This window comes from Alteromonas ulvae (assembly GCF_048987005.1).
GTDB lineage: Bacteria > Pseudomonadota > Gammaproteobacteria > Enterobacterales > Alteromonadaceae > Alteromonas.
The window spans coordinates 631,598-653,907 of the sequence record NZ_CP185261.1 but is presented as its reverse complement, the minus strand read 5'-3'; the positions used below and the strand labels follow the sequence as shown (position 1 = coordinate 653,907).

The 22,310-nt window shown below is 42.3% G+C and carries 28 protein-coding genes; 22 read left to right on the top strand and 6 right to left on the bottom strand.

Annotation, left to right across the window (positions count from 1 at the left end):
- Positions 1-286: 286 nt before the first annotated feature.
- The gene (locus tag ACOJR9_RS02890; RefSeq protein ID WP_420934899.1) at positions 287-736 is read left to right on the top strand and encodes a hypothetical protein; all 450 of its coding nucleotides are present in this window, start codon (positions 287-289) and stop codon (positions 734-736) included.
- Between the two features lie 526 nt (positions 737-1,262).
- Positions 1,263-1,556 (top strand): hypothetical protein, encoded by a 294-nt coding sequence (locus ACOJR9_RS02885; protein ID WP_420934898.1) that lies wholly within the window; start codon positions 1,263-1,265, stop codon positions 1,554-1,556.
- Between the two features lie 524 nt (positions 1,557-2,080).
- On the opposite strand, the gene ACOJR9_RS02880 is transcribed toward ACOJR9_RS02885, so the two are convergent.
- On the bottom strand, positions 2,081-2,302 hold the full coding sequence (locus ACOJR9_RS02880) for a toxin-antitoxin system HicB family antitoxin (RefSeq protein ID WP_012517112.1): 222 nt from the start codon (positions 2,300-2,302) through the stop codon (positions 2,081-2,083).
- A 1-nt stretch (position 2,303) separates the two neighbouring features.
- Positions 2,304-2,726, bottom strand: a complete 423-nt coding sequence (locus ACOJR9_RS02875; RefSeq protein ID WP_420934863.1) for a putative toxin-antitoxin system toxin component, PIN family — start codon at positions 2,724-2,726, stop codon at positions 2,304-2,306.
- 182 nt (positions 2,727-2,908) lie between these two features.
- Here ACOJR9_RS02875 and ACOJR9_RS02870 point away from each other — a divergent pair, with 182 nt between their 5' ends.
- Entirely contained in the window at positions 2,909-3,298 is a 390-nt protein-coding gene (locus ACOJR9_RS02870) for a GFA family protein (protein ID WP_420934859.1), read from the top strand.
- Positions 3,299-3,412: 114 nt separating this feature from the next.
- Here the strand turns inward: ACOJR9_RS02870 and ACOJR9_RS02865 are convergent, their stop codons facing one another.
- Together ACOJR9_RS02865 and ACOJR9_RS02860 are read right to left on the bottom strand one after the other, a co-directional pair.
- The gene (locus ACOJR9_RS02865; RefSeq protein WP_012517112.1) at positions 3,413-3,634 is read right to left on the bottom strand and encodes a toxin-antitoxin system HicB family antitoxin; all 222 of its coding nucleotides are present in this window, start codon (positions 3,632-3,634) and stop codon (positions 3,413-3,415) included.
- A 1-nt stretch (position 3,635) separates the two neighbouring features.
- Positions 3,636-4,058: a putative toxin-antitoxin system toxin component, PIN family gene (locus ACOJR9_RS02860; RefSeq protein ID WP_420934863.1), complete on the bottom strand. Its 423-nt coding sequence runs from the start codon at positions 4,056-4,058 to the stop codon at positions 3,636-3,638.
- A gap of 169 nt (positions 4,059-4,227) precedes the next feature.
- Between ACOJR9_RS02860 and ACOJR9_RS02855 the strand changes: the two genes are divergently transcribed.
- The 9 genes from ACOJR9_RS02855 to ACOJR9_RS02815 all read left to right on the top strand — a co-directional run bounded on the left by ACOJR9_RS02855 (position 4,228) and on the right by ACOJR9_RS02815 (position 13,139).
- Positions 4,228-4,581, top strand: coding sequence for a hypothetical protein (locus ACOJR9_RS02855; RefSeq protein ID WP_420934897.1), 354 nt, complete (start codon positions 4,228-4,230; stop codon positions 4,579-4,581).
- 947 nt (positions 4,582-5,528) lie between these two features.
- The gene (locus ACOJR9_RS02850; protein ID WP_420934896.1) at positions 5,529-6,080 is read left to right on the top strand and encodes a hypothetical protein; all 552 of its coding nucleotides are present in this window, start codon (positions 5,529-5,531) and stop codon (positions 6,078-6,080) included.
- A gap of 137 nt (positions 6,081-6,217) precedes the next feature.
- A complete protein-coding gene (locus tag ACOJR9_RS02845; protein ID WP_420934895.1) occupies positions 6,218-6,883 on the top strand; it encodes a zinc-dependent metalloprotease family protein in 666 nt (221 codons plus the stop codon).
- Positions 6,884-7,454: 571 nt separating this feature from the next.
- Entirely contained in the window at positions 7,455-7,823 is a 369-nt protein-coding gene (locus tag ACOJR9_RS02840) for a GFA family protein (protein ID WP_420934894.1), read from the top strand.
- 136 nt (positions 7,824-7,959) lie between these two features.
- On the top strand, positions 7,960-8,304 hold the full coding sequence (locus ACOJR9_RS02835) for a lactoylglutathione lyase (RefSeq protein ID WP_420934892.1): 345 nt from the start codon (positions 7,960-7,962) through the stop codon (positions 8,302-8,304).
- A 143-nt stretch (positions 8,305-8,447) separates the two neighbouring features.
- Complete coding sequence (locus ACOJR9_RS02830) at positions 8,448-9,035, top strand: hypothetical protein (protein WP_420934893.1); 588 nt, start codon at positions 8,448-8,450, stop codon at positions 9,033-9,035.
- 1,772 nt (positions 9,036-10,807) lie between these two features.
- Positions 10,808-11,152 carry a lactoylglutathione lyase gene (locus tag ACOJR9_RS02825; protein ID WP_420934892.1) on the top strand — a complete coding sequence of 115 codons (345 nt, stop codon included), beginning with the start codon at positions 10,808-10,810 and terminating at the stop codon, positions 11,150-11,152.
- A gap of 532 nt (positions 11,153-11,684) precedes the next feature.
- Positions 11,685-12,116: a hypothetical protein gene (locus ACOJR9_RS02820; protein ID WP_420934891.1), complete on the top strand. Its 432-nt coding sequence runs from the start codon at positions 11,685-11,687 to the stop codon at positions 12,114-12,116.
- A gap of 543 nt (positions 12,117-12,659) precedes the next feature.
- Positions 12,660-13,139 carry a hypothetical protein gene (locus ACOJR9_RS02815; RefSeq protein ID WP_420934890.1) on the top strand — a complete coding sequence of 160 codons (480 nt, stop codon included), beginning with the start codon at positions 12,660-12,662 and terminating at the stop codon, positions 13,137-13,139.
- Positions 13,140-13,233: 94 nt separating this feature from the next.
- On the opposite strand, the gene ACOJR9_RS02810 is transcribed toward ACOJR9_RS02815, so the two are convergent.
- The gene (locus ACOJR9_RS02810; protein ID WP_420934889.1) at positions 13,234-13,455 is read right to left on the bottom strand and encodes a toxin-antitoxin system HicB family antitoxin; all 222 of its coding nucleotides are present in this window, start codon (positions 13,453-13,455) and stop codon (positions 13,234-13,236) included.
- Between the two features lies 1 nt (position 13,456).
- Positions 13,457-13,879: a putative toxin-antitoxin system toxin component, PIN family gene (locus tag ACOJR9_RS02805; protein WP_420934863.1), complete on the bottom strand. Its 423-nt coding sequence runs from the start codon at positions 13,877-13,879 to the stop codon at positions 13,457-13,459.
- A 173-nt stretch (positions 13,880-14,052) separates the two neighbouring features.
- Here ACOJR9_RS02805 and ACOJR9_RS02800 point away from each other — a divergent pair, with 173 nt between their 5' ends.
- From ACOJR9_RS02800 to ACOJR9_RS02755, 10 genes are all read left to right on the top strand, one after another.
- Complete coding sequence (locus ACOJR9_RS02800; protein WP_420934888.1) at positions 14,053-14,340, top strand: hypothetical protein; 288 nt, start codon at positions 14,053-14,055, stop codon at positions 14,338-14,340.
- A gap of 119 nt (positions 14,341-14,459) precedes the next feature.
- A complete protein-coding gene (locus ACOJR9_RS02795; protein WP_420934877.1) occupies positions 14,460-14,903 on the top strand; it encodes a Rid family hydrolase in 444 nt (147 codons plus the stop codon).
- Between the two features lie 117 nt (positions 14,904-15,020).
- A complete protein-coding gene (locus ACOJR9_RS02790; protein ID WP_420934887.1) occupies positions 15,021-15,320 on the top strand; it encodes a hypothetical protein in 300 nt (99 codons plus the stop codon).
- A 1,012-nt stretch (positions 15,321-16,332) separates the two neighbouring features.
- Complete coding sequence (locus ACOJR9_RS02785; RefSeq protein ID WP_305444378.1) at positions 16,333-16,551, top strand: addiction module protein; 219 nt, start codon at positions 16,333-16,335, stop codon at positions 16,549-16,551.
- Positions 16,552-16,554: 3 nt separating this feature from the next.
- Entirely contained in the window at positions 16,555-16,851 is a 297-nt protein-coding gene (locus tag ACOJR9_RS02780; protein WP_287010083.1) for a type II toxin-antitoxin system RelE/ParE family toxin, read from the top strand.
- 958 nt (positions 16,852-17,809) lie between these two features.
- Positions 17,810-18,160 carry a DUF805 domain-containing protein gene (locus tag ACOJR9_RS02775; RefSeq protein ID WP_420934886.1) on the top strand — a complete coding sequence of 117 codons (351 nt, stop codon included), beginning with the start codon at positions 17,810-17,812 and terminating at the stop codon, positions 18,158-18,160.
- A 139-nt stretch (positions 18,161-18,299) separates the two neighbouring features.
- Entirely contained in the window at positions 18,300-18,620 is a 321-nt protein-coding gene (locus ACOJR9_RS02770) for a hypothetical protein (RefSeq protein ID WP_420934855.1), read from the top strand.
- Positions 18,621-18,696: 76 nt separating this feature from the next.
- Complete coding sequence (locus tag ACOJR9_RS02765; RefSeq protein WP_420934885.1) at positions 18,697-19,158, top strand: hypothetical protein; 462 nt, start codon at positions 18,697-18,699, stop codon at positions 19,156-19,158.
- A gap of 1,028 nt (positions 19,159-20,186) precedes the next feature.
- On the top strand, positions 20,187-21,056 hold the full coding sequence (locus ACOJR9_RS02760; RefSeq protein ID WP_420934884.1) for a helix-turn-helix domain-containing protein: 870 nt from the start codon (positions 20,187-20,189) through the stop codon (positions 21,054-21,056).
- A gap of 148 nt (positions 21,057-21,204) precedes the next feature.
- Entirely contained in the window at positions 21,205-22,230 is a 1,026-nt protein-coding gene (locus ACOJR9_RS02755) for an alpha/beta hydrolase family protein (RefSeq protein WP_420934883.1), read from the top strand.
- Positions 22,231-22,310: the final 80 nt, after the last annotated feature.

Below are 22,310 nucleotides of genomic sequence, written 5' to 3'. Positions count from 1 at the left end.
GCATCATCAGCTTTCTAAACTCGTTCTTTTATCCAGCATTGCCGTGAACATCTGGCTTTTCGCACAGGGTTGTTTTATCTTAAATTCAATAATTTAAACAAGCTGGCTAATTGGCTAGTGGTGGCAGCAAAGCTGCGTACTTTCAGTTGTACGCCTAACAAAACGCTCAAGCCACTCCCTTCGGTCGCTGGGACGCTAACATGTGGGCTGACTCACTTCGTTCGGATTTTAGCCCACATGCTAGCGCCCCTTAGCTTAAAGTTAGGCATTTATAAGGAAATAAATTATGAAAAATGTTGTTTTAGCTTTTATCTTCTTACTCGCTGGTTGCACTTCCACAACCTCGCACACTACATCTACGTTCTCAGATCCGATGGAAATAATAAAGGCCGCGGCAGATTCAGCGCCCAAAGGTGTTCCTGGTCAATACACTCTTCAAATAGTCGCAACTGGTAGCCAAGGGCAATATGTCTATTTAAATACTGAAAAAGACTATCGTGATCAGAGAGCAGTAACAGTCGCTCTACACCCAAAAGTAATTTCACAATTATCAGCTAAATATGGAATGCCGCCGCAGGAATATTTTTTAAATAAAGCAATAGTAGTTAATGGTAAGGCTCAGCGGGTTAAGATTGCATTTTTATCAGATGGCAAGCCTACTGGTAAATACTATTACCAAACACATGTAAGGGTTATAGACATATCGCAACTGAAGGTTGTGGACGAACATGCCTAACAAAAAAATCAAGTCGCCTGCTACGCAGGCTGGGACGCATACACGCGGGGCGGCTTCGCCATTATGCCCCACGTGCCTGCGCCCCTTATTTAAAAGTTAGGCGTCATTTACTTACAGCATTAAAATGTTGGTTCAGTTGTGACATTCCAGCATCAAGGTTGTTTCGCTAGGCCGTGTTCGCGGCTAGCTTTCTCGGTTGTTTCAACGGCTTTAGCAACGCGCTTTTCATCAACATCGCAACGCCAACATTCAACATCACCAGCTTTCTAAACTCGCTCTTTTATCCAGCAATGCCGTTAACATCTGGCTTTTCGCACAGGGTTGTTTTATCTTAAATTCACTAATTTAAATATGCGGTCTATTTGGCTAGTGGTGGCAGCAACGCTGCGTACGTTCCTTTGTACGCCTAACAAAACGCTGTTGGCGCTCCCTCCGGTCGCTGGGACGCTAACACGTGGGCTGACTCACTTCGTTCGGATTTTAGCCCACGTGCTAGCGCCCCAAAGCTTAGTGTTAGGTGACCGGTGTGATTGAGAATACCGCTTCGTTAGTCATTCTTTATCTTGGAGCTCTGTTTATTTTTGTTGGGGTTGTTTCCGCAATATTTAACCAGTTCTCTTTTTGGGCGCACCGAGAACAGTATAGTAACGACAAGTTTGTGGCAGGAATTACATTTTCTTTTTTACCCATTTTGTTTCCCCAATTTAACGATGAAAAGCTTCAAAAATCAGCATTGTTTCGCGCTAAACTTTTTATCTATTGCGTGCCTGCTGGCTTATTAGCTGTTATTTTAACATTAGTATTTGAGGGCGTTTTATAGGCATGTCACCTAACAAAAAAATTAAGTCACTCACTGCGTTCGCTGGGACGCATACACGTGGGCTGCTTCGCATTTTAGCCCACGCGTCTGCGCCCCTTATTTAAAAGTTAGGCGTCATTTACTTACAGCATAAAAAAGTGGGTTTAGACGTGACATTCAGACATCAAGGCTGTTTCGCTAGGTTGTCTTTACCGCTTACTTTTTCGGTAGTTTCAACGTCTTTAGCAACGCGCTTTTTATCAACACCGCAACGCCAACATTCTGCATCACCAACTTTCTAAACTCGCTCTTTTATCCAGCAATGCCGTTAACATCTGGCTTTTCACACAGGGTTGTTTTATCTCAAATTCACTAATTTAAATATGCGGTCTATTTGGCTAGTGGTGGCAGCAAAGCTGCGTACTTTCAGTTGTACGCCTAACAAAACGCTGTTGGCACTCCCTTCGGTCGCTGGGACGCTAACACGTGGGCTGACTCACTTCGTTCGGATTTTAGCCCACGTGCTAGCGCCCCAAAGCTTAGTGTTAGCTGCCAAAGTGTGAATCAAGCTTATCTAGAAGTTCCAAACCTTTCTTTTTGTCTCCAGTAGCAGCAATCGCCTTAAATCTTACCTCAGTATCAAATTCAGCTATCGCTTGCGTAGACAATTCTTCTATCAATTTATTTAAGCTCAACTTTTTATGCGCTGCCAAAGCCTTCAATCGATTATGCTTATCGTCTGGTAGACGTACAGTTAAAGTGGACATATTAAACTCCTCTCAAATAATCTTCAGGCGCTAACACTTTCAAACCATCAAATTGTAATTCCGCATTTTTCAGGTCTTTTAGGTTATTCGTAATAATGCTCTCGGCATTTCCTGCCAATGCAAGCTCTATAAGAAAGTTATCGCCTTCATCTTTTAAATTTGGCCGCCACAAATAATGTATCTGAACCCATACGCAAACACTAAAAAATGCTGCTAGCAACTCGCTCACTTCGTCCTCGGTAAGCGGGCACAATTCTTTAATTTTGTCTCGCTTGCTTACTGCTTCGTACTCCAAGAATAAGGTCGTGCTAATCAGCGGCTTTAAATCCCCCAACAAGCATTGCCTTATCACTTCTCGGGCTGGCCCTGTTTTGCCAATCAGGGCGCTAATAAGTACACTGGTGTCAATAACTACTTTATTCATGGTTTACATGCTAGCGTATATGCTATCATTTTTCAATTTAACAATGGCAGCTAACAACCCAATTAACACACTCACTGCGTTCGCTGGGACGCATACACGCGGGGCGGCTTCGCCATTATGCCCCACATGTCTGCGCCCGTTATTGGAAAGTTATACCGCTTGTTCATCTTAAAGGATATTTCATGGAAGGAAGTTGTAACTGTCAGAGTGTTCAATTTAGCTCATCGGATGAAATTAGAGCTATTGTTAATTGTCACTGTAATCTTTGCCGCAAAATGAATGGAAGTGCATTTTCAACATATGCAGTTGTTCCGAGTGAAAATTTTATTTTAAAAAGTGGCTCATTGAAAACTGTGCAAGTGTCAGAAAACGCTTCTAAAAGTTTCTGTGAGCATTGCGGTACGCCGATTTACAATCAAAATCCTAAACTTGCTGGCCTAAAGATTTTATACCTGGGCTCAATAGACAAGGCTCCGGATATTAAACCAGCAATCAATATTTATTGTGAGTCTCAACTTCAATGGGTTAATCAGTTGGATGCATTACCCAATTTTGAGCAAGGTGTGGTGTAGGCGGTATAACAAACGCATTAACACTCGCTGCGCTCGCTAGGGACAAAAATACGTAGGCTCCCTGCGCTTCGCTTGGTATTGTAGCCTACGTATTTTTGCCCGTTATGCGGGCCGTTAGCTGCCAAAGTGTGAATCAAGCTTATCTAGAAGTTCCAAACCTTTCTTTTTGTCTCCAGTAGCAGCAATCGCCTTAAATCTTACCTCAGTATCAAATTCAGCTATCGCTTGCGTAGACAATTCTTCTATCAATTTATTTAAGCTCAACTTTTTATGCGCTGCCAAAGCCTTCAATCGATTATGCTTATCGTCTGGTAGACGTACAGTTAAAGTGGACATATTAAACTCCTCTCAAATAATCTTCAGGCGCTAACACTTTCAAACCATCAAATTGTAATTCCGCATTTTTCAGGTCTTTTAGGTTATTCGTAATAATGCTCTCGGCATTTCCTGCCAATGCAAGCTCTATAAGAAAGTTATCGCCTTCATCTTTTAAATTTGGCCGCCACAAATAATGTATCTGAACCCATACGCAAACACTAAAAAATGCTGCTAGCAACTCGCTCACTTCGTCCTCGGTAAGCGGGCACAATTCTTTAATTTTGTCTCGCTTGCTTACTGCTTCGTACTCCAAGAATAAGGTCGTGCTAATCAGCGGCTTTAAATCCCCCAACAAGCATTGCCTTATCACTTCTCGGGCTGGCCCTGTTTTGCCAATCAGGGCGCTAATAAGTACACTGGTGTCAATAACTACTTTATTCATGGTTTACATGCTAGCGTATATGCTATCATTTTTCAATTTAACAATGGCAGCTAACAACCCAATTAACACACTCACTGCGTTCGCTGGGACGCATACACGCGGGGCGGCTTCGCCATTATGCCCCACATGTCTGCGCCCGTTATTGGAAAGTTAGGCATTTGGAGAAAACATGGAAGGTTTAAATAAACAAATAAGCACTCTGTTGATAACTGCTGCGTTAGTAGTTGGTGGCGTATCTTTGGGGCTTAATTATGTTCTAACTCAGTTTCAAGAAATTCAGGAGAACTTCGAAACAGAGTTACCATTTTGGTTATCTTGGGTTTTTCCCACTTTCGATTATTGGTTTGTTATTACTGGCGCGTTGATTGTTCTGTTTGTATTCTCATTAAAGCCCAGTATCAAACGTTCCCTTACGTTCAATCGTGCTGCTGTAAAAGCGGCTTTATTGGGTTATGCATGTTCAGTACTTTTTGTTGTTTTTTCGGTTCTCGCCATTTATTGGCCTGTGGTGCAACATGCCTAACAAAACGCTAAACTCGTTCCCTGCGGTCACTGGGACAAATACGCGGGGCGGCTTCGCCATTTTCGCCCCACGCATTTGCCCGTTAGCTTAGTGTTAGGCGTCATTTACTTACAGCATTAAAATGTGGGTTCAACCGTGACATTCCAGCATCAAGGTTGTTTCATTAGGTTGTCTTTACGGCTTGCTTTTTCGGTAGTTTCATCGGCTTTAGCAACGCCCTTTTCATCAACATCGCAACGCCAACATTCTGCATCATCAGCTTTCTAAACTCGTTCTTTTATCCAGCATTTCCGTGAACATCTGGCATTTCGCACAAGGTTGTTTTATCTTAAACTCAATAGTTTAAACACGCGGTCTAATTGGCTAGTGGTGGCAGCAAAGCTGCGTACTTTCAGTTGTACGCCTAACAAAACGCTGTTGGCACTCCCTCCGGTCGCTGGGACGCTAACACGTGGGCTGACTCGCTTCGCTCGGATTTTAGCCCACGTGCTAGCGCCCCAAAGCTTGGCGTTAGGCGTCATTTACTTACAGCATTAAAATGTTGGTTCAGTTGTGACATTCCAGCATCAAGGTTATTTCGCTAGGTTGTCTTTACGGCTTACTTTTTTCGGTAGTTTAAACGGCTTTAGCAACGGGCTTTTCATCAACATCGCAACGCCAACATTCTGCATCACCAGCTTTCTAAACTCGCTCTTTTATCCAGCAATGTCGTTAACATCTGGCATTTCGCACAGGGTTGTTTTATCTTAAATTCAATAATTTAAACACGCGGTCTAATTGGCTAGCGGTGGCAGCAAAGCTGCGTACTTTCAGTTGTACGCCTAACAAAACGCTGTTGGCACTCCCTCCGGTCGCTGGGACGCTAACACGGGGCCGCTTCGCGATTATAGCCCCATGTTAGCGCCCCAAAGCTTAGTGTTAGGTCCATACATACAACGGAGGTAGTTTTGGAAAATTTTAAAGAGTACTTACCACTATTAAATACTATTATTCTACTAATAATTTTTTTCTACCAAAAGAATAGAAATAAATTGCTAGTCGAAAGGATTTCACAACAAGAAAAAGTTATTAATGAGACAAAGGGCTTAATTTCTCAGCAATCAACAGCCATAGATAGTCAAAAGAAGGTTGTTGATACTGCTCTTAAGTACGCAGAGTCATTTTCAGTAGAAAAAATCGAGCAATCTGTGAGGTTGGCCGTAGAAGCAGAGCAAAAACAAGTACAAAAAGCTCACGCCTCCTTTGAGTCAAAGGAGTATGAGGAACTACTGGATGCTGCAACGCAATTGGGAAAAATTGCCGAACAATCAAATGAAAAAGCAAGTCAGTTGCTTAAGGAAGGAGTCGAGCCGTTAGCAGTACAATTGACCATGTTGCTTCAGGAAAAAACTAAAGAAGATAGAAACATAATAATCGAAAAATTAGCTCCCGGTCTGGCTCGCGAAATTATGCGAAACATTTTTTCCAAGATAGATGAAATAATTGCAGCTAAAAGTTGAGACCTAACAATCGCATAAACTCGCTCGCAAGCTCGCTGGGACAAAAACACGTAGGCTCCCTCGCTTTGCTCGTTATTTTAGCCTACGTGCTTTTGCCCGTTATGCGGGCCGTTAGTTGTACATGGAGTATCAATCACTTGAGAATATTAATATTTTTATTAACATCGTTATTATCAGCATGTAATGCTACAAATAATGCGCAGTCAACTGAAATTACTAATCCAAAATTATTTGCGGATGATGATTTCAAATCAATACCTGTTCGAATTCATGTATTAAAATCGAGTAATGCACAAAACCTGAATGCTAAAATATCTCATAATGAAGCAGTAGATGTTTTTAATATAGTAAACCTCATATGGCGACAAGCAGGTATACACTTTGAAATAGAATCTATAGTCAATTTGAAAGCTTCTAATGAGAACCAGTATGTCGCAGCGAGAAAAAGAAATGATAGAAATATGAAGGTCATGAGGGGAGTCTGCGATATTCCTAAACAAAGTAAAGGTGTCCTAAATCTTTGCGTAGTAGGTCAAATGTCAAATAATAGTGGAGGCGTATATTTTAAAAGCTCAAAACCCAAAGTAGTATGGCCGTCTCGTGGTAAAAAACCTTTAAACCCTGCTACATTAGCGCACGAGTTCGGGCACTTTTTAGGTTTGCCTCATAATACAGAAAAGGATATTTTCCTTATGAGGGGAGGTGGTAATAATATGCGTCGTAACAAACGATTTAATATGATCCAATTTACTGAAAGTGAAATAGTTAAATCCAGAAAAATGGCAACAAAGCTTTTTCACTAATAATGTAACGTACAACTAACAAGCTGTTAAACAAGGACAAAAAACAGTTGGCTTTTGCTCCTTCGTCGCTAATTTTAGCCAACTATTTTATTGCCTGTTAACAGGGCGTTAGGCGTCATTCACTTACAGCATTAAAATGTGGGTTCAGAAGTGACATTTCAGCATCAAGGCTGTTTCACTAGGTTGTCTTTACTGCTTACTTTTTCGGTAGTTTAAACGACTTTAGCAACGCGCTTTTCATCGACATCGAAACGCCAACATTCTGCATCTTCAGCTTTCTGAACTCGTTCTTTTATCCAGCAATGCCGTTAACATCTGGCTTTTCGCACAGGGTTGTTTTATCTTAAATTCAACAATTTAAACACGCTGGCTAATGGGCTAGTGGTGGCAGCAAAGCTGCGTACTTTCAGTTGTACGCCTAACAAAACGCTCAAGCCACTCCCTTCGGTCGCTGGGACGCCTATACGTGGGGCGGCTTCGCCATTATGCCCCACGTATCTGCGCCCCTTAGCTTAAAGTTATACCGCTAGTTTATCTTAGAGGATGTTTCATGGAAGGAAGTTGTAACTGTATGAGTGTTCAATTTAGTTCATCGGATGAGATCAGAGCTATCGTTAATTGCCACTGTAATCTTTGCCGCAAAATGAATGGAAGTGCATTTTCATCATATGTAGTTGTTGCTGAAGAAGGCTTTATTTTAAATAGTGGTGTATTGAAAACAGTGCAAGTATCAGAAAACGCATCCAAAAGTTTCTGCGATCGTTGTGGTACGCCAATATACAATCAAAATCCTAAACTTGCTGGCCTAATGATTTTATATTTAGGTTCACTAGACAACGCACCGGCTCTTAAACCAGCAATCAATATTTATTGTGAGTCACAACTTCAGTGGGTTAATCAAATCGCGACATTAGCCAACTTTGAGCAAGGTGTAGTGTAGGCGGTATAACAAACCTCTGTAGACGCAAGCGGAGCTTGCTGGGACAAAAACACGTGGGCTGTCCTCGCTACGCTCGATATTATAGCCCACGTATTTTTGCCCCTAAGCGGGGTGTTAGCTGCCTTTGGAAAGATTCATGGATGTAATGGATATAAAAACATTTGTTCCAAGTAAGGATTACGAGATTTCTAAATCTTTCTACTCGGAAATTGGATTCAAATCAGAATACGTAACCGATGACCTCACGCTTTTTGAAAACGGAGATTGCCTTTTCTTTTTGCAGCGCTTTTACAATGAGGACATGGCTAAGAACTTCATGTTGCAAATCTGCGTTTCAGACATATACGATGCGTATGAGATATGTTCTAAGTCGGAAAACAAATCCAAGATTACGCCAATACAACAAGAATCTTGGGGCAAAGTTTTTTATTTATGGGGGCCAGTAGGTGAACTGTTGCACATTACGCAGTTGGGCAGCTAACAAAACGCTCAAGCCACTCCCTTCGGTCGCTGGGACGCTAACATGTGGGCTGACTCACTTCGTTCGGATTTTAGCCCACATGCTAGCGCCCCTTAGCTTAAAGTTATAACCCAAATGTAACGTTTAACTATATAGGTATTTTCTTGCATACTTTCTCTTCGATAGATTCAAAAAACTTTTTTAAGTTAAGTATTGAATACTCATTGGTTCCTGCACTTTGCAGTTTGTTCTTAGGGTTGGGGGTACTAGTATTTGAATCGAAAGAGTTAGGTGACAAACTTAAGAATGCTATTTTCGAATTCATACAACTAGACGGCCTTCATTTAGCTCTTCTAATCGGAATAGTGATTGTAGGTGTCAAGTGTTATTTTAATTACATTGATCGCTTGCAAAATTTGCTCGCTTGGGCCGCGACATCTATTGCCGCTATTGGTTTCAATTTTGCCGCAGTAATAAGTGGTGTAGCTCTGGGTTTATCTATACCAGTTGCCATTGAACAAGGGTCATTTATTTGGTTCCTTCTTTCGCTGTTTTTATCAGCATATTTCGTTGCCGTTCAGTGGGTGTTCGCCGGAATGTCTGAAGTTGCTAACTTTAAAAGTGTACGAGAAAGAGAAATTAGCTTGACGTTGAGTGGTTCTGAACGTGAAGTTTATTTTGGTATATTTGTATTGGCTGGTTCTTTGCTGGCTGTTTTATATTTCGGGGCCGATTTTATACTTGAGTTATAACAATCACATTAAGTCGGTCGCAAGCTCCCTGGGACAGTAACACGTGGGCTCTGTCGCTTCGCTCGGATTTTAGCCCACGTGTTACTGCCCCTTATGTGGGTGTTAGGCGTCATTTACTTACAGCATTAAAATGTTGGTTCAGAAGTGACATTCCAGCATCAAGGTTGTTTCATTAGGTTGTCTTTACGGCTTGCTTTTTCGGTAGTTTCATCGGCTTTAGCAACGCCCTTTTCATCAACATCGCAACGCTAACATTCAACATTACCAGTTTTCTAAACTCGCTCTTTTGTCCAGCATTAGCGTTAACATCTGGCATTTCGCACAGGGTTGTTTTATCTTAAATTCAATAATTTAAACACGCGGTCTATTTGGCTAGTGGTGGCAGCAAAGCTGCGTACTTTCAGTTGTACGCCTAACAAAACGCTCAAGCCACTCCCTTCGGTCGCTGGGACGCTAACATGTGGGCTGACTCACTTCGTTCGGATTTTAGCCCACATGCTAGCGCCCCTTAGCTTAAAGTTAGGCGTCATTTACTTACAGCATTAAAAAGTGGGTTCAACCGTGATATTCCAGCATCAAGGTTATTTCGCTAGGTTGTCTTTACGGCTTACTTTTTTCGGTAGTTTCAACGGCTTTAGCAACGGGCTTTTCATCAACATCGCAACGCCAACATTCTGCATCACCAGCTTTCTAAACTCGCTCTTTTATCCAGCAATGTCGTTAACATCTGGCATTTCGCACAGGGTTGTTTTATCTTAAATTCAATAATTTAAACACGCGGTCTAATTGGCTAGCGGTGGCAGCAAAGCTGCGTACTTTCTGTTGTACGCCTAACAAAACGCTGTTGGCACTCCCTCCGGTCGCTGGGACGCTAACACGGGGCCGCTTCGCGATTATAGCCCCATGTTAGCGCCCCAAAGCTTAGTGTTAGGCGTCATTTACTTACAGCATTAAATGTTGGTTCAGAAGTGACATTCCAGCATCAAGGTTGTTTCATTAGGTTGTCTTTACGGCTTGCTTTTTCTGTAGTTTCATCGGCTTTAGCAACGCCCTTTTCATCAACATCGCAACGCTAACATTCAACATCACCAGTTTTTTAAACGCGCTCTTTTTTCCAGCATTACCGTTAACATCTGGCTTTTCGCACAGGGTTGTTTTATCTTAAATTCAATAATTTAAACGCGCGGCCTAGTTGGCTAGTGGTGGCAGCAAAGCTGCGTACTTTCAGTTGTACGCCTAACAAAACGCTCAAGCCACTCCCTTCGGTCGCTGGGACGCTAACATGTGGGCTGACTCACTTCGTTCGGATTTTAGCCCACATGCTAGCGCCCCTTAGCTTAAAGTTAGGCGTCATTTACTTACAGCACTAAAAAGTGGGTTCAACCGTGACATTCCAGCATCAAGGTTGTTTCGCTAGGTTGTCTTTACGGCTTACTTTTTCGGTAGTTTAAACGGCTTTAGCAACGGGCTTTTCATCAGCTCAGCAACGCCACCACTCTGCATCTCCAGTTGTTTAAACTCGCTCTTTTTTCCAGCATTACCGTTAATATCTGGCTTTTCGTACAGGGTTGTTTTATCTTAAATTCAATTATTTAAACACGCGGGCTTTTTGGCTAGTGGTGGCAGCAAAGCTGCGTACTTTCAGTTGTATGCCTAACAAAACGCTGTTGGCACTCCCTTCGGTCGCTGGGACGCTAACACGGGGCCGCTTCGCGATTATAGCCCCATGTTAGCGCCCCAAAGCTTAGTGTTAGCTGCCTTTGGAAAGATTCATGGATGTAATGGATATAAAAACATTTGTTCCAAGTAAGGATTACGAGATTTCTAAATCTTTCTACTCGGAAATTGGATTCAAATCAGAATACGTAACCGATGACCTCACGCTTTTTGAAAACGGAGATTGCCTTTTCTTTTTGCAGCGCTTTTACAATGAGGACATGGCTAAGAACTTCATGTTGCAAATCTGCGTTTCAGACATATACGATGCGTATGAGATATGTTCTAAGTCGGAAAACAAATCCAAGATTACGCCAATACAACAAGAATCTTGGGGCAAAGTTTTTTATTTATGGGGGCCAGTAGGTGAACTGTTGCACATTACGCAGTTGGGCAGCTAACAAAACGCTCAAGCCACTCCCTTCGGTCGCTGGGACGCTAACATGTGGGCTGACTCACTTCGTTCGGATTTTAGCCCACATGCTAGCGCCCCTTAGCTTAAAGTTAGGCGTCATTTACTTACAGCATTAAAATGTGGGTTCAACCGTGACATTCCAGCATCAAGGTTGTTTCATTAGGTTGTCTTTACGGCTTGCTTTTTCGGTAGTTTCATCGGCTTTAGCAACGCCCTTTTCATCAACATCGCAACGCCAACATTCTGCATCATCAGCTTTCTAAACTCGTTCTTTTATCCAGCATTGCCGTGAACATCTGGCTTTTCGCACAGGGTTGTTTTATCTTAAATTCAATAATTTAAACAAGCTGGCTAATTGGCTAGTGGTGGCAGCAAAGCTGCGTACTTTCAGTTGTACGCCTAACAAAACGCTCAAGCCACTCCCTTCGGTCGCTGGGACGCTAACATGTGGGCTGACTCACTTCGTTCGGATTTTAGCCCACATGCTAGCGCCCCTTAGCTTAGTGTTAGGTGCTTCCATGGAAGAATTAAAATTAAGTCACCCTTATTGGGTACGTATTATAGGATGGGTATTTTTACCCGTAATGTTGGGAGTTTCTATTTGGTGCCTATTCTTACCTGTTTGGTATCAGAGATATGAATTCCTTCTGTTTCTTTCAGCAGCATTTTTAGGCGGTGGGTGCTTATACATGACTATACATGGTTTAAAGACACTTCCATTTATGAATGCTGTTATCACTCTATCGGAAAATGGAATCTGTATTGATAATGGGAGCAAATTTACAAGTGTACAATGGAGCTCGATTTTAAAAGTTCGCCACGTAGCAAGCGCTCAAATACTCCATCTTTACGACTCTAAAGGGAATAGATTCCTATCCGTTACAGAACAGCTCAAAGGCTTTAGTATCTTAGTCGGCTGTTTAAATGACAAAAGCGGCTTGGAGCTCTAAAAATGAACGCACCTAACAAACAAATTATGGCACTCGCTGCCGCTCGCTGGGACGCAAACACGTGCGCGGCTTCGCCATTATTGCACACGTATTTGCGCCCCATATTTGGAAGTTAGGCGTCATTTACTTACAGCACTAAAAAGTAGTCTCAGCAGTGATATTACAGCATCAAGGCTGTTTCGCTAGGTTGTATTTACGGCTTACTTTTTCGGTAGTTTAAACGGCTTTAGCAACGGGCTTTTCATCAGCTCAGCAACGCCACCACTACTCTGCATCTCCAGTTGTTTAAACTCGCTCTTTTTTCCAGCATTACCGTTAACATCTGGCATTTCGCACAGGGTTGTTTTATCTTAAATTCAATTATTTAAACACGCGGTCTATTTGGCTAGTGGTGGCAGCAAAGCTGCGTACTTTCAGTTGTATGCCTAACAAAACGCTGTTGGCACTCCCTTCGGTCGCTGGGACGCTAACACGGGGCCGCTTCGCGATTATAGCCCCATGTTAGCGCCCCAAAGCTTAGCGTTAGGTGCTAAAGGAGTTCAAATGAGGTTCATCTTTCTAACTTTCTATCTAGTAGTGTTTAACGTATTTTGTGAGCAGCCAAGTCACGACTCATTTACAATATCTTCAGCTAGCTTTGAGGAACCCTGGGAACATTATAAAGCAACCATTTTTAGTGATGGTACAACGGTGCTTATTATTGAAAATGGTACTTTCGTAAGCCGAACATTTAAAATCGAAAATTCAGCAGATACTTTTTTAGAAATACTGCAACTATTAGATAGCTATCAGTTTACCCTGTTTTCAGATAGTTATGGTATGAATATGGAGGGAGTAGACCCTCAATGTAAGAAAATGGTGCCTCATAACCCATTCAGCATATTATCTTTTCAATATGCTGGACAAGATAAAACCGTTCGAATAGACCATGGCTGTAAAGGTTTTGAAAGAGAAAATGAGCTTAACACGCTTTCCAAAAGGCTTAAAAATAAAATGGGTTTAATGGACTATGTCGGCACCTAACAAAAAAATCATGTCGCCCGCAGGCGGGCTGGGACACAAACACGCAGGCGGCTTCGCCATTATAGCCTGCCTGTTTGTGCCCCATATTTAGGCGTTAGCTGCCAAAGTGTGAATCAAGCTTATCTAGAAGTTCCAAACCTTTCTTTTTGTCTCCAGTAGCAGCAATCGCCTTAAATCTTACCTCAGTATCAAATTCAGCTATCGCTTGCGTAGACAATTCTTCTATCAATTTATTTAAGCTCAACTTTTTATGCGCTGCCAAAGCCTTCAATCGATTATACTTATCGTCTGGTAGACGTACAGTTAAAGTGGACATATTAAACTCCTCTCAAATAATCTTCAGGCGCTAACACTTTCAAACCATCAAATTGTAATTCCGCATTTTTCAGGTCTTTTAGGTTATTCGTAATAATGCTCTCGGCATTTCCTGCCAATGCAAGCTCTATAAGAAAGTTATCGCCTTCATCTTTTAAATTTGGCCGCCACAAATAATGTATCTGAACCCATACGCAAACACTAAAAAATGCTGCTAGCAACTCGCTCACTTCGTCCTCGGTAAGCGGGCACAATTCTTTAATTTTGTCTCGCTTGCTTACTGCTTCGTACTCCAAGAATAAGGTCGTGCTAATCAGCGGCTTTAAATCCCCCAACAAGCATTGCCTTATCACTTCTCGGGCTGGCCCTGTTTTGCCAATCAGGGCGCTAATAAGTACACTGGTGTCAATAACTACTTTATTCATGGTTTATATGCTAGCGTATATGCTATCATTTTTCAATTTAACAATGGCAGCTAACAACCCAATTAACACACTCACTGCGTTCGCTGGGACGCATACACGCGGGGCGGCTTCGCCATTATGCCCCACATGTCTGCGCCCGTTATTGGAAAGTTATATTGCAAGGACGATTTAGCTTGGTAAAAAAAGTTTCACTGTTAATTCAAACCGCATCGCTGTTAACGATGCTGATGATGCTTTTTTTGAATATTGAGTTTTACTCTTTGCTCAGCGTCTACTGTTTTTTTGTTATTTGGAGTATTGATAAAGTAGTTCTCTTCTCACTTAACGAAGAGTTTGGAATTGCCAGTCAACTAAAAATAAAAGCAGATGCGCCACCAGCTCTAAGGGTTGCAGGGGTAGGCTTCGTATTTATTATTCTAGTATTCAGCCTCAAAGCGCTTTTTCAGCATGTTGCAATATAACAAACAAATTATGGCACTCGCTGCCGCTCGCTGGGACGCAAACACGTGCGCGGCTTCGCCATTATTGCACACGTATTTGCGCCCCATATTTGGAAGTTATGTTTCTAGGGAGAGAACACATGTTTTATAAACAACTTTTAAAGCTCACACTAACATGCACACTAGCTATGGCCTGTTTACCTACCAGTGCAGATAACCAAATTAAAAGAAAGATGTACAACCCTTGGGAAGCAGAAATTGGATATTCTCAAGTTGTCATTGCAGGTAAAAATGTCTATTTATCTGGCATCGCTAGTGATAAAACGACCATGGAAGAACAAGTTAGGGAAATTTATTCTCTAATAGAAAATACATTACGTGACAATGATTTAGGTATGGAGAACATTGTTAAGCAAGTTATATATACAACAGATATTGAAGCGTTCAAAAAATTGGGTAACGTTCGCAAGGAAAAATTCACTAATAACCAATACCCTAGCTCTACATTAGTCGAAGTCAGGCGTCTTTATAGTCCTAGGCATCTAGTAGAAATAGAAGTTATTGCATTCAATGATAAAACATAACAACCCAATTAACACACTCACTTCGTTCGCTGGGACGCTTACACGCGGGGCGGCTGCGCCATTATGCCCCACGTGCCTGCGCCCGTTATTGAAAAGTTATGTTCACAAGGATGTTTTATGAAAGGCTCTAAGTTTTTATTAATAGTTTTAAGCCTTTTAGCTCTTCCACTATTTTTATTTGCCACATACTCAATATACGACTATTTAGCGCTCCCTGAAGCGGACTTACGGCATGAGAATCTGTACATTGTTGCTTTCATGGTTTTATATGGTCTGTTTCTGTTTATCCCATATAGCATCGCAATGGTTGTTGGCTGGCATGTAAACACGCTCAAACTAAAGTTAATATCAGCTTTGCCTTTCATTTTGTTGTTACTTTGTGCAGTATTTGCCGAATTAGAAGGGGTGCCATGGTAAGTAAACATAACAAAACGCTGTTGGCACTCCCTCCGGTCGCTGGGACGCTAACACGGGGCCGCTTCGCGATTGTAGCCCCATGTTAGCGCCCCAAAGCTTAGTGTTATAAGGCGTCAGCCTAAACTGCGTTGGGCTATATAAAAACCTCAGTGCAACTACCCTCACCTATTTTCATTAGCATCGCTCTAGCTTGTGGTAGGTTTAAATCCGCCGCTTTCAATTCAAAGGTGGTGTAATAGGCGCTTTATCACCAAATTTTTATTTTGAGTCAGCAAGCGCCATTACACTCGACAGCTCAGATGGCGGCTAGCTTCAGCCAAATCAAAAACATCACTGCACGGTCGTTTTGCTTGTTTGTGTTAACAATCAATCGTATGCTGGCTTCAACAGTTTTTAAACAGACCAAAGGAAATGGCTCTGCTTCTAACAAAGCGCTAAAGACCACTCCCTTCGGTCGCTCGGACGCATTTACGCGGGGCGGCTTCGCCATTATGCCCCACGCAACTGCGCCGCTTAGCTTAATGTTAGGCGTCATTTACTTACAGCATTAAAAAGTGGGTTCAACCGTGATATTCCAGCATCAAGGTTATTTCGCTAGGTTGTCTTTACGGCTTACTTTTTTCGGTAGTTTCAACGGCTTTAGCAACGGGCTTTTCATCAACATCGCAACGCCAACATTCTGCATCACCAGCTTTCTAAACTCGCTCTTTTATCCAGCAATGTCGTTAACATCTGGCATTTCGCACAGGGTTGTTTTATCTTAAATTCAATAATTTAAACACGCGGTCTAATTGGCTAGCGGTGGCAGCAAAGCTGCGTACTTTCTGTTGTACGCCTAACAAAACGCTGTTGGCACTCCCTCCGGTCGCTGGGACGCTAACACGGGGCCGCTTCGCGATTATAGCCCCATGTTAGCGCCCCAAAGCTTAGTGTTAGCCGCTACCTGTCAACCCGACGTTTCACATCTCTTTTTTAGTGGTATTATCAAATCTTAACTAATGGGAGTTATTTTATGTCTGACGCACTAAAAGTTATGCTTGAAAATATTGAGCAACTCAGTACCAAAGAGAAAGCTCTTGCTGCCCACTGTCTTTTAACTGCTATGGATACAAAAATTGATAGCGATGTTGAGTCTGAGTGGGTAAAGCTCGCCGAAGCTCGTAGTGTGGAACTAGAGTCTGGCGTAGTAAATAGCATTAGTTGGGAAGAGATAGAAAAGGATCTCAATTAAAAGATGCTACCTGTTTCTTTTCACCCCGAAGTCAAAAGGGAAATAAAAGAGTCATTTAGTTGGTATCAAGAACAATCTCTCGGTTTGGGGCACGAATTCACCCAGGAGATTAAGGAAGCCATTGACTCAGTTCGCTCTTTGCCATCTGCATGGGCAAAGTTGGGGCAAACTCACCGACGCTTTGTATTAAGCAGGTTCCCTTATTCTATTATCTATAAAATCATAGAAGACAGGGAGATAAGTGTCGTAGCCATCATGCATAATCATAGAAAACCGGGGTATTGGCATGAGCGCGGCTAACAAAACGCTAAAGTTCACTCCCTTCGGTCGCTGGGACGCTAACACGCGGGCTGACTCACTTCGTTCGGATTTTAGCCCACGCGCTAGCGCCCCTTAGCTTTAAGTTAGGCGTCATTTACTTACAGCTTTAAAATGTTGGTTCAGAAGTGACATTCCAGCATCAAGGTTGTTTCGCTAGGTTGTCTTTACGGCTTGCTTTCTCAGTAGTTTTAACGGCTTTTGCAACGCGCTTTTCATCAACACCGCAACGCCAACATTCAACATCACCAGCTTTCTAAACTCGCTCTTTTATCCTGCAATGTCGTTAACATCTGGCTTTTCGCACAGGGTTGTTTTATCTTAAATTCAATAATTTAAACAAGCTGGCTAATTGGTTAGTGGTGGCAGCAAAGCTGCGTACTTTCAGTTGTGCGCCTAACAAAACGCTGTTGGCACTCCCTTCGGTCGCTGGGACGCTAACACGGGGCCGCTTCGCGATTATAGCCCCATGTTAGCGCCCCAAAGCTTAGTGTTAGGCGTCATTTACTTACAGCACTAAAAAGTAGTCTCAGCAGTGACATTACAGCATCAAGGCTGTTTCGCTAGGTTGTATTTACGGCTTACTTTTTCGGTAGTTTAAACGGCTTTAGCAACGGGCTTTTCATCAACTCAGCAACGCCACCACGCTGCATTTCCAGTTGTTTAAACTCGCTCTTTTTTCCAGCATTACCGTTAACATCTGGCTTTTCGCACAGGGTTGTTTTATCTTAAATTCAATTATTTAAACACGCGGTCTATTTGGCTAGTGGTGGCAGCAAAGCTGCGTACTTTCAGTTGTACGCCTAACAAAACGCTGTTGGCACTCCCTTCGGTCGCTGGGACGCTAACACGTGGGCTGACTCACTTCGTTCGGATTTTAGCCCACGTGCTAGCGCCCCAAAGCTTAAAGTTATACGCAATTGCAAGCATAGAGGAATGAATGGAATCTTCAGTAAATCATCAAACAAAGAAAATGGAAGTTTTACCTTTGCTATTTAGTTTCAAAGGAAGGATAGGAAGAATTCAGTTTACTAAGTGGTGGCTACCCTTAACTTTAATCACGCTACCTTTTTACTATCTAGATGAACAACTGGCAGGAATAATTGCGATACTCTTATTATGGCCGCTGTTTGCCCTAACGACAAAACGATACCATGATTTTAATAATTTCGGTTGGTTAGGTATCTTTCAGTTACTACCTATTATTGGGTGGCTCATAGTAATTGTGGGTTGCTGCTTTACGGTTGGTGACTTTAAAGACAATAAGTATGGTGAATCACTGTATAAATAGAAAATTGCGTATAACAAACCACTAAAGGTACTCGCGCTGCTCGCTGGGACGCTAACACATGGGCTGCGTCACTTCGTTCCTAATTTTAGCCCATGTGTTATCGCCCCTTAGTGGGAAGTTATGGTTCAAGGAGTATGAAGTGAAAGAAGTGTTCCCAATAATGTTCGGAGTTTTATTCTGCTCGGTATTTATCTGGTTTTTCCTTTGCTACCGACTATTCAAAATATTGGAAATTAGGCATCCCGAAAAATATGAATCTATGGGTAAACCAAGCCTCATCATGAACAATTCACTTTCTAGTAATATTACGTTCATGAAGTTTCTCTTTAAAAGAGAGTGGCGAGAGCTAAATGATTCAGGGCTGGCAACGTTGGGCAAGTCTATGTTGGTTTTCTTTGCCATCTACATGGTTGGTTTTCTAGCATTATTCTTTTCGGTGCCACTAGGCTATGCACCATAACAAGCAAAGGCAGCATCGCGCTGCGGGCTGGACGCGCTAACGCGCGCCGCTGCTTTGGGCGTTATGCCTCAGGTAAATGAAAAAATTAGTTCTCATTTTTAAAGTTGTCTTTTTAGTTTTGCTCGGAGTTTTTTCCGTAAAAATGATGTACGGTGATCCCGTACAGAAACCAATAGAATCACTTTTAGCACAGCGCATTGATTACGCCGAATGTCCTACCGATAAATATGCAAGGCCATTTTTTCAAGTTAAAGGCGATAAGACAAAATTTCATGTTATTAAAGATTTTGCGTATCGGACAGGATGCTCAGGGAATAAAGAAAGCGCAATTATTGGTAAATCCGTGTCCTTTAGTTATTTCAAAGATTCACCAACTTCTGGCAAAGTAGTAGAGGTATCTATAAACGGTAGTCAGATTTATTCACAAAATGAATTTGTGGGTAAATCAACTTCAGCGGGGGCGTTGCTGTTTATGGTTGTTGTCGCCTTCTCAATCTGGAGCTTTTTTGGGGTAAAAAGGCATAACAAACCACTGTAGTCGCCCGCAAGCGGGCTGGGACAAATACACGTAGGCTCAGTCGCTTCGCTCCAATTTTAGCCTACGTGTATTTGCCCCTAAGTGGGGCGTTAGGCGTCATTTACTTACAGCATTAAAATGTGGGTTCAAACGTGACATTCCAGCATCAAGGTTGTATCGCTAGGTTGTCTTTACTGCTTACTTTTTCGGTGGTTTCAACGACTTTAGCAACGCGTTTTTCATTAACACCTCAACGCCAACATTTAACATCACCAGTTTTCTAAACTCGCTCTTTTATCAAGCATTACCACTAACATCTGGCTTTTCGCACAGGGTTGTTTTATCTTAAATTCAATTATTTAAATACGCGGTCTATTTGGCTAGTGGTGGCAGCAGAGCTGCGTACTTTCAGTTGTACGCCTAACAAAACGCTCAAGCCACTCCCTTCGGTCGCTGGGACGCCTATACGCGGGGCGGCTTCGCCATTATGCCCCACGTATAGGCGCCCCTTAGCTTAAAGTTAGGTGCTACAGGGATATGAGCTTCGAAAGATTTCAGAAACATCGTCACATCGTAGCTGATAATAAGGTTTGCGTATCGTACGATCGCCTCACTACAAAGTTTGAAGTTAAGGTGGGCGACAATGTTGCTTACTCTAAGCACTTTTGGTTCTGGCCTCGACATTATGCCACCGTTCAAATCGGTTCTAGTTCTTATGCGCTCGGTGTATATTGGTTTTTTATATGGGGAGCGTCTTTAAAAAAAGGCGACTCCGTTGTTGTAAAAGAGCTCTTGCCTAAACGCCGTAGACGTTCTATTTCACTTCTCGGCTATGGTGTATTTATTATTTTACTTAGGTCTGCTTTTGTTGTTTTTGCTCCATAGCACCTAACAAAAAAATTATGTCGCCCGCAGGCGGGCTGGGACACAAACAAGCAGGCGGCTTCGCCATTGTAGCCTGCCTGTTTGTGCCCCATATTTAAAAGTTATGCATACAGGCAAGCAATTGAGCAGGCCGAAATTACATTATGGAAATCAGATAAAAATACGTGATAGATACTTTAAGCAACAATAATTCAAGAATCATTAACCAAGTTGGGCAGTATATTTACGATAATAGCGACCAAATTATCACCTTGGATGGCCTGGCAAGTTATACCGGCTTTTCCAAGTACCATTTTAACCGCATATTTTTTGCGGCTACAGGTTATCAATTGGGTGAGTTTATTCAGCGGCATAAACTTGAAAAGGCACTGCACTTAATTAAACAAGGAAACCACAATATTATCGATGTCGCTCTTAGTGTCGGCTATGATTCCCCTTCATCTTTTTCTAGGGCGTTTAAAAAGAACTTCTCTATGACGCCAAGCGATGTAGTCCAAGGCAAACAGCCGAACAATGAACGTGCTGGCAGCTTAAAACCTAAAAAACAGCTAACTAGCCAAAAATTGGAACCTGTTTGGAAAACACTAGCTGAGCAACAAGTGTACGGCTTTTATGGTAAAGGTTTTAATGAGCAATCTTTCTCCGCGTTGGCTGGAGAACTATACGGTCGTCTAACCGCTATGGCCGACTCTTTAAGTTATGCAGAGTTGCAGCCTATTGGCGTTTCTGTTGATAACCCGTGGACGGGGGAGCAGACTGAAAGCCGTTTTTTTGCTGGCTTTGTCGACGGCCTCTCCGTTCACCATGAAAAACTAGAAGCTTTTAAATGGCGTGCCGGTCGGTGGGCCTGCTTCACGCATAGTGGTCCACACGATTGTATGTGGCGAACTATTTCTCAGGTTTATTCTCAATGGGTTTTGCCAAATAACATCAAGCTTAAAGACCAACAAATTGTGCAGCTATACCTAAACAATCCTATGGAAAGTGATCCTGAAGCACTTAAGACGGAATTGTATTTTGCGGTAGAAGACTAACGGTAGCCGGGTTTTGGCAGAATATAAAGCTTAACATTCTGCTTGAAGCCACATTCTTCTGGCAAAACGCACTTTCTGCACAGCGCGGCTAAATAATGCATGTATATTTTGCGATATAGAATGTTCAAGGAAAAATAAATAGAGAACTATGAACCTAAATATAACTAAACTTTTCTGTACTGGTCTTGTGTTGCTTACTTCTTTTAGCAGTGCTCAAGCCATCGCTAGCAATGCAATGGAACTGAAGACTAAAGAAGTCGACTTTGTAAATCAAAACGCGAATCGACCAACTAAAATCAAGTTTTGGTATCAAGGTGGAGCAGAACCTTGTGAAGCCACTATTTGCTTATCACCGAAGCAAAGCAGTCACCGCATTGCGATTATCTCGCATGGAGCCTTTGGCTCTCCCCGTGAAATGAACTGGCTGGGCTATGCATTAGCTTCGCAAGGCTGGGTTGTTGCAGGGGTAGCCCATTTTGGTGAGTCCTGGGTTTATGGGGCTAAGAACATTGATCCGAGTTCGGCTATGCGCTTCTGGCAACGCCCACAAGATGTAAGCTTTGCTATCGATAGTTTATCTAAAGAGGGGCTATTTAACACCTCAGTTAAAACTAACAAGGTAATAATGCTTGGTCATTCGTCAGGCGGATTCACGTCTCTAGCAATGGCAGGCGCTAATTTAGAAGCGGGTAAGTCGGAAGCCTATTGCGCGTCAGGAAAGGCAAAGGATGATAAAGGCTGTAACTATGGTCAGCAAAGTAAGCGTAAACCAATGACTGAAGAAATGTTAACGAAAATTGGTTTGTTACAAGAGCAAATGCGAGACGAGCGAGTTGCAGCTGTTATTGCTTTAGATCCGGCCTTAGGCCATGCGGTTAGTGAACAAAGTCTAGAAAGTATAAAGATTCCTGCCTTAGTTATTGGCTCCTTAGAAAATGACTTTCTGCCGTACAGCACACATTCCAAATATTATGCAAACCATATTCAAGGTGCGGATTTAGTAGGCATTGAACAAGGGGCTGGTCATTTCGTATACATTGATAAATGCGACTCTGACAGGGAAGTAAAAGGCGTATTTTTGTGTAAGGATAGAGAAGGTGTCGATCGAAAGGCAATACAGAAACAAATACTTGAGCATGTATTTGGCTTTATTTATAGGAACGGTTTAAGCTAAAAAATCATACTTAGTCTAAAAACCATAAAGTTTGAAGAAGGTGATGTTAAAAAACCACCTTTTTTTAGCTGAGTAACAAT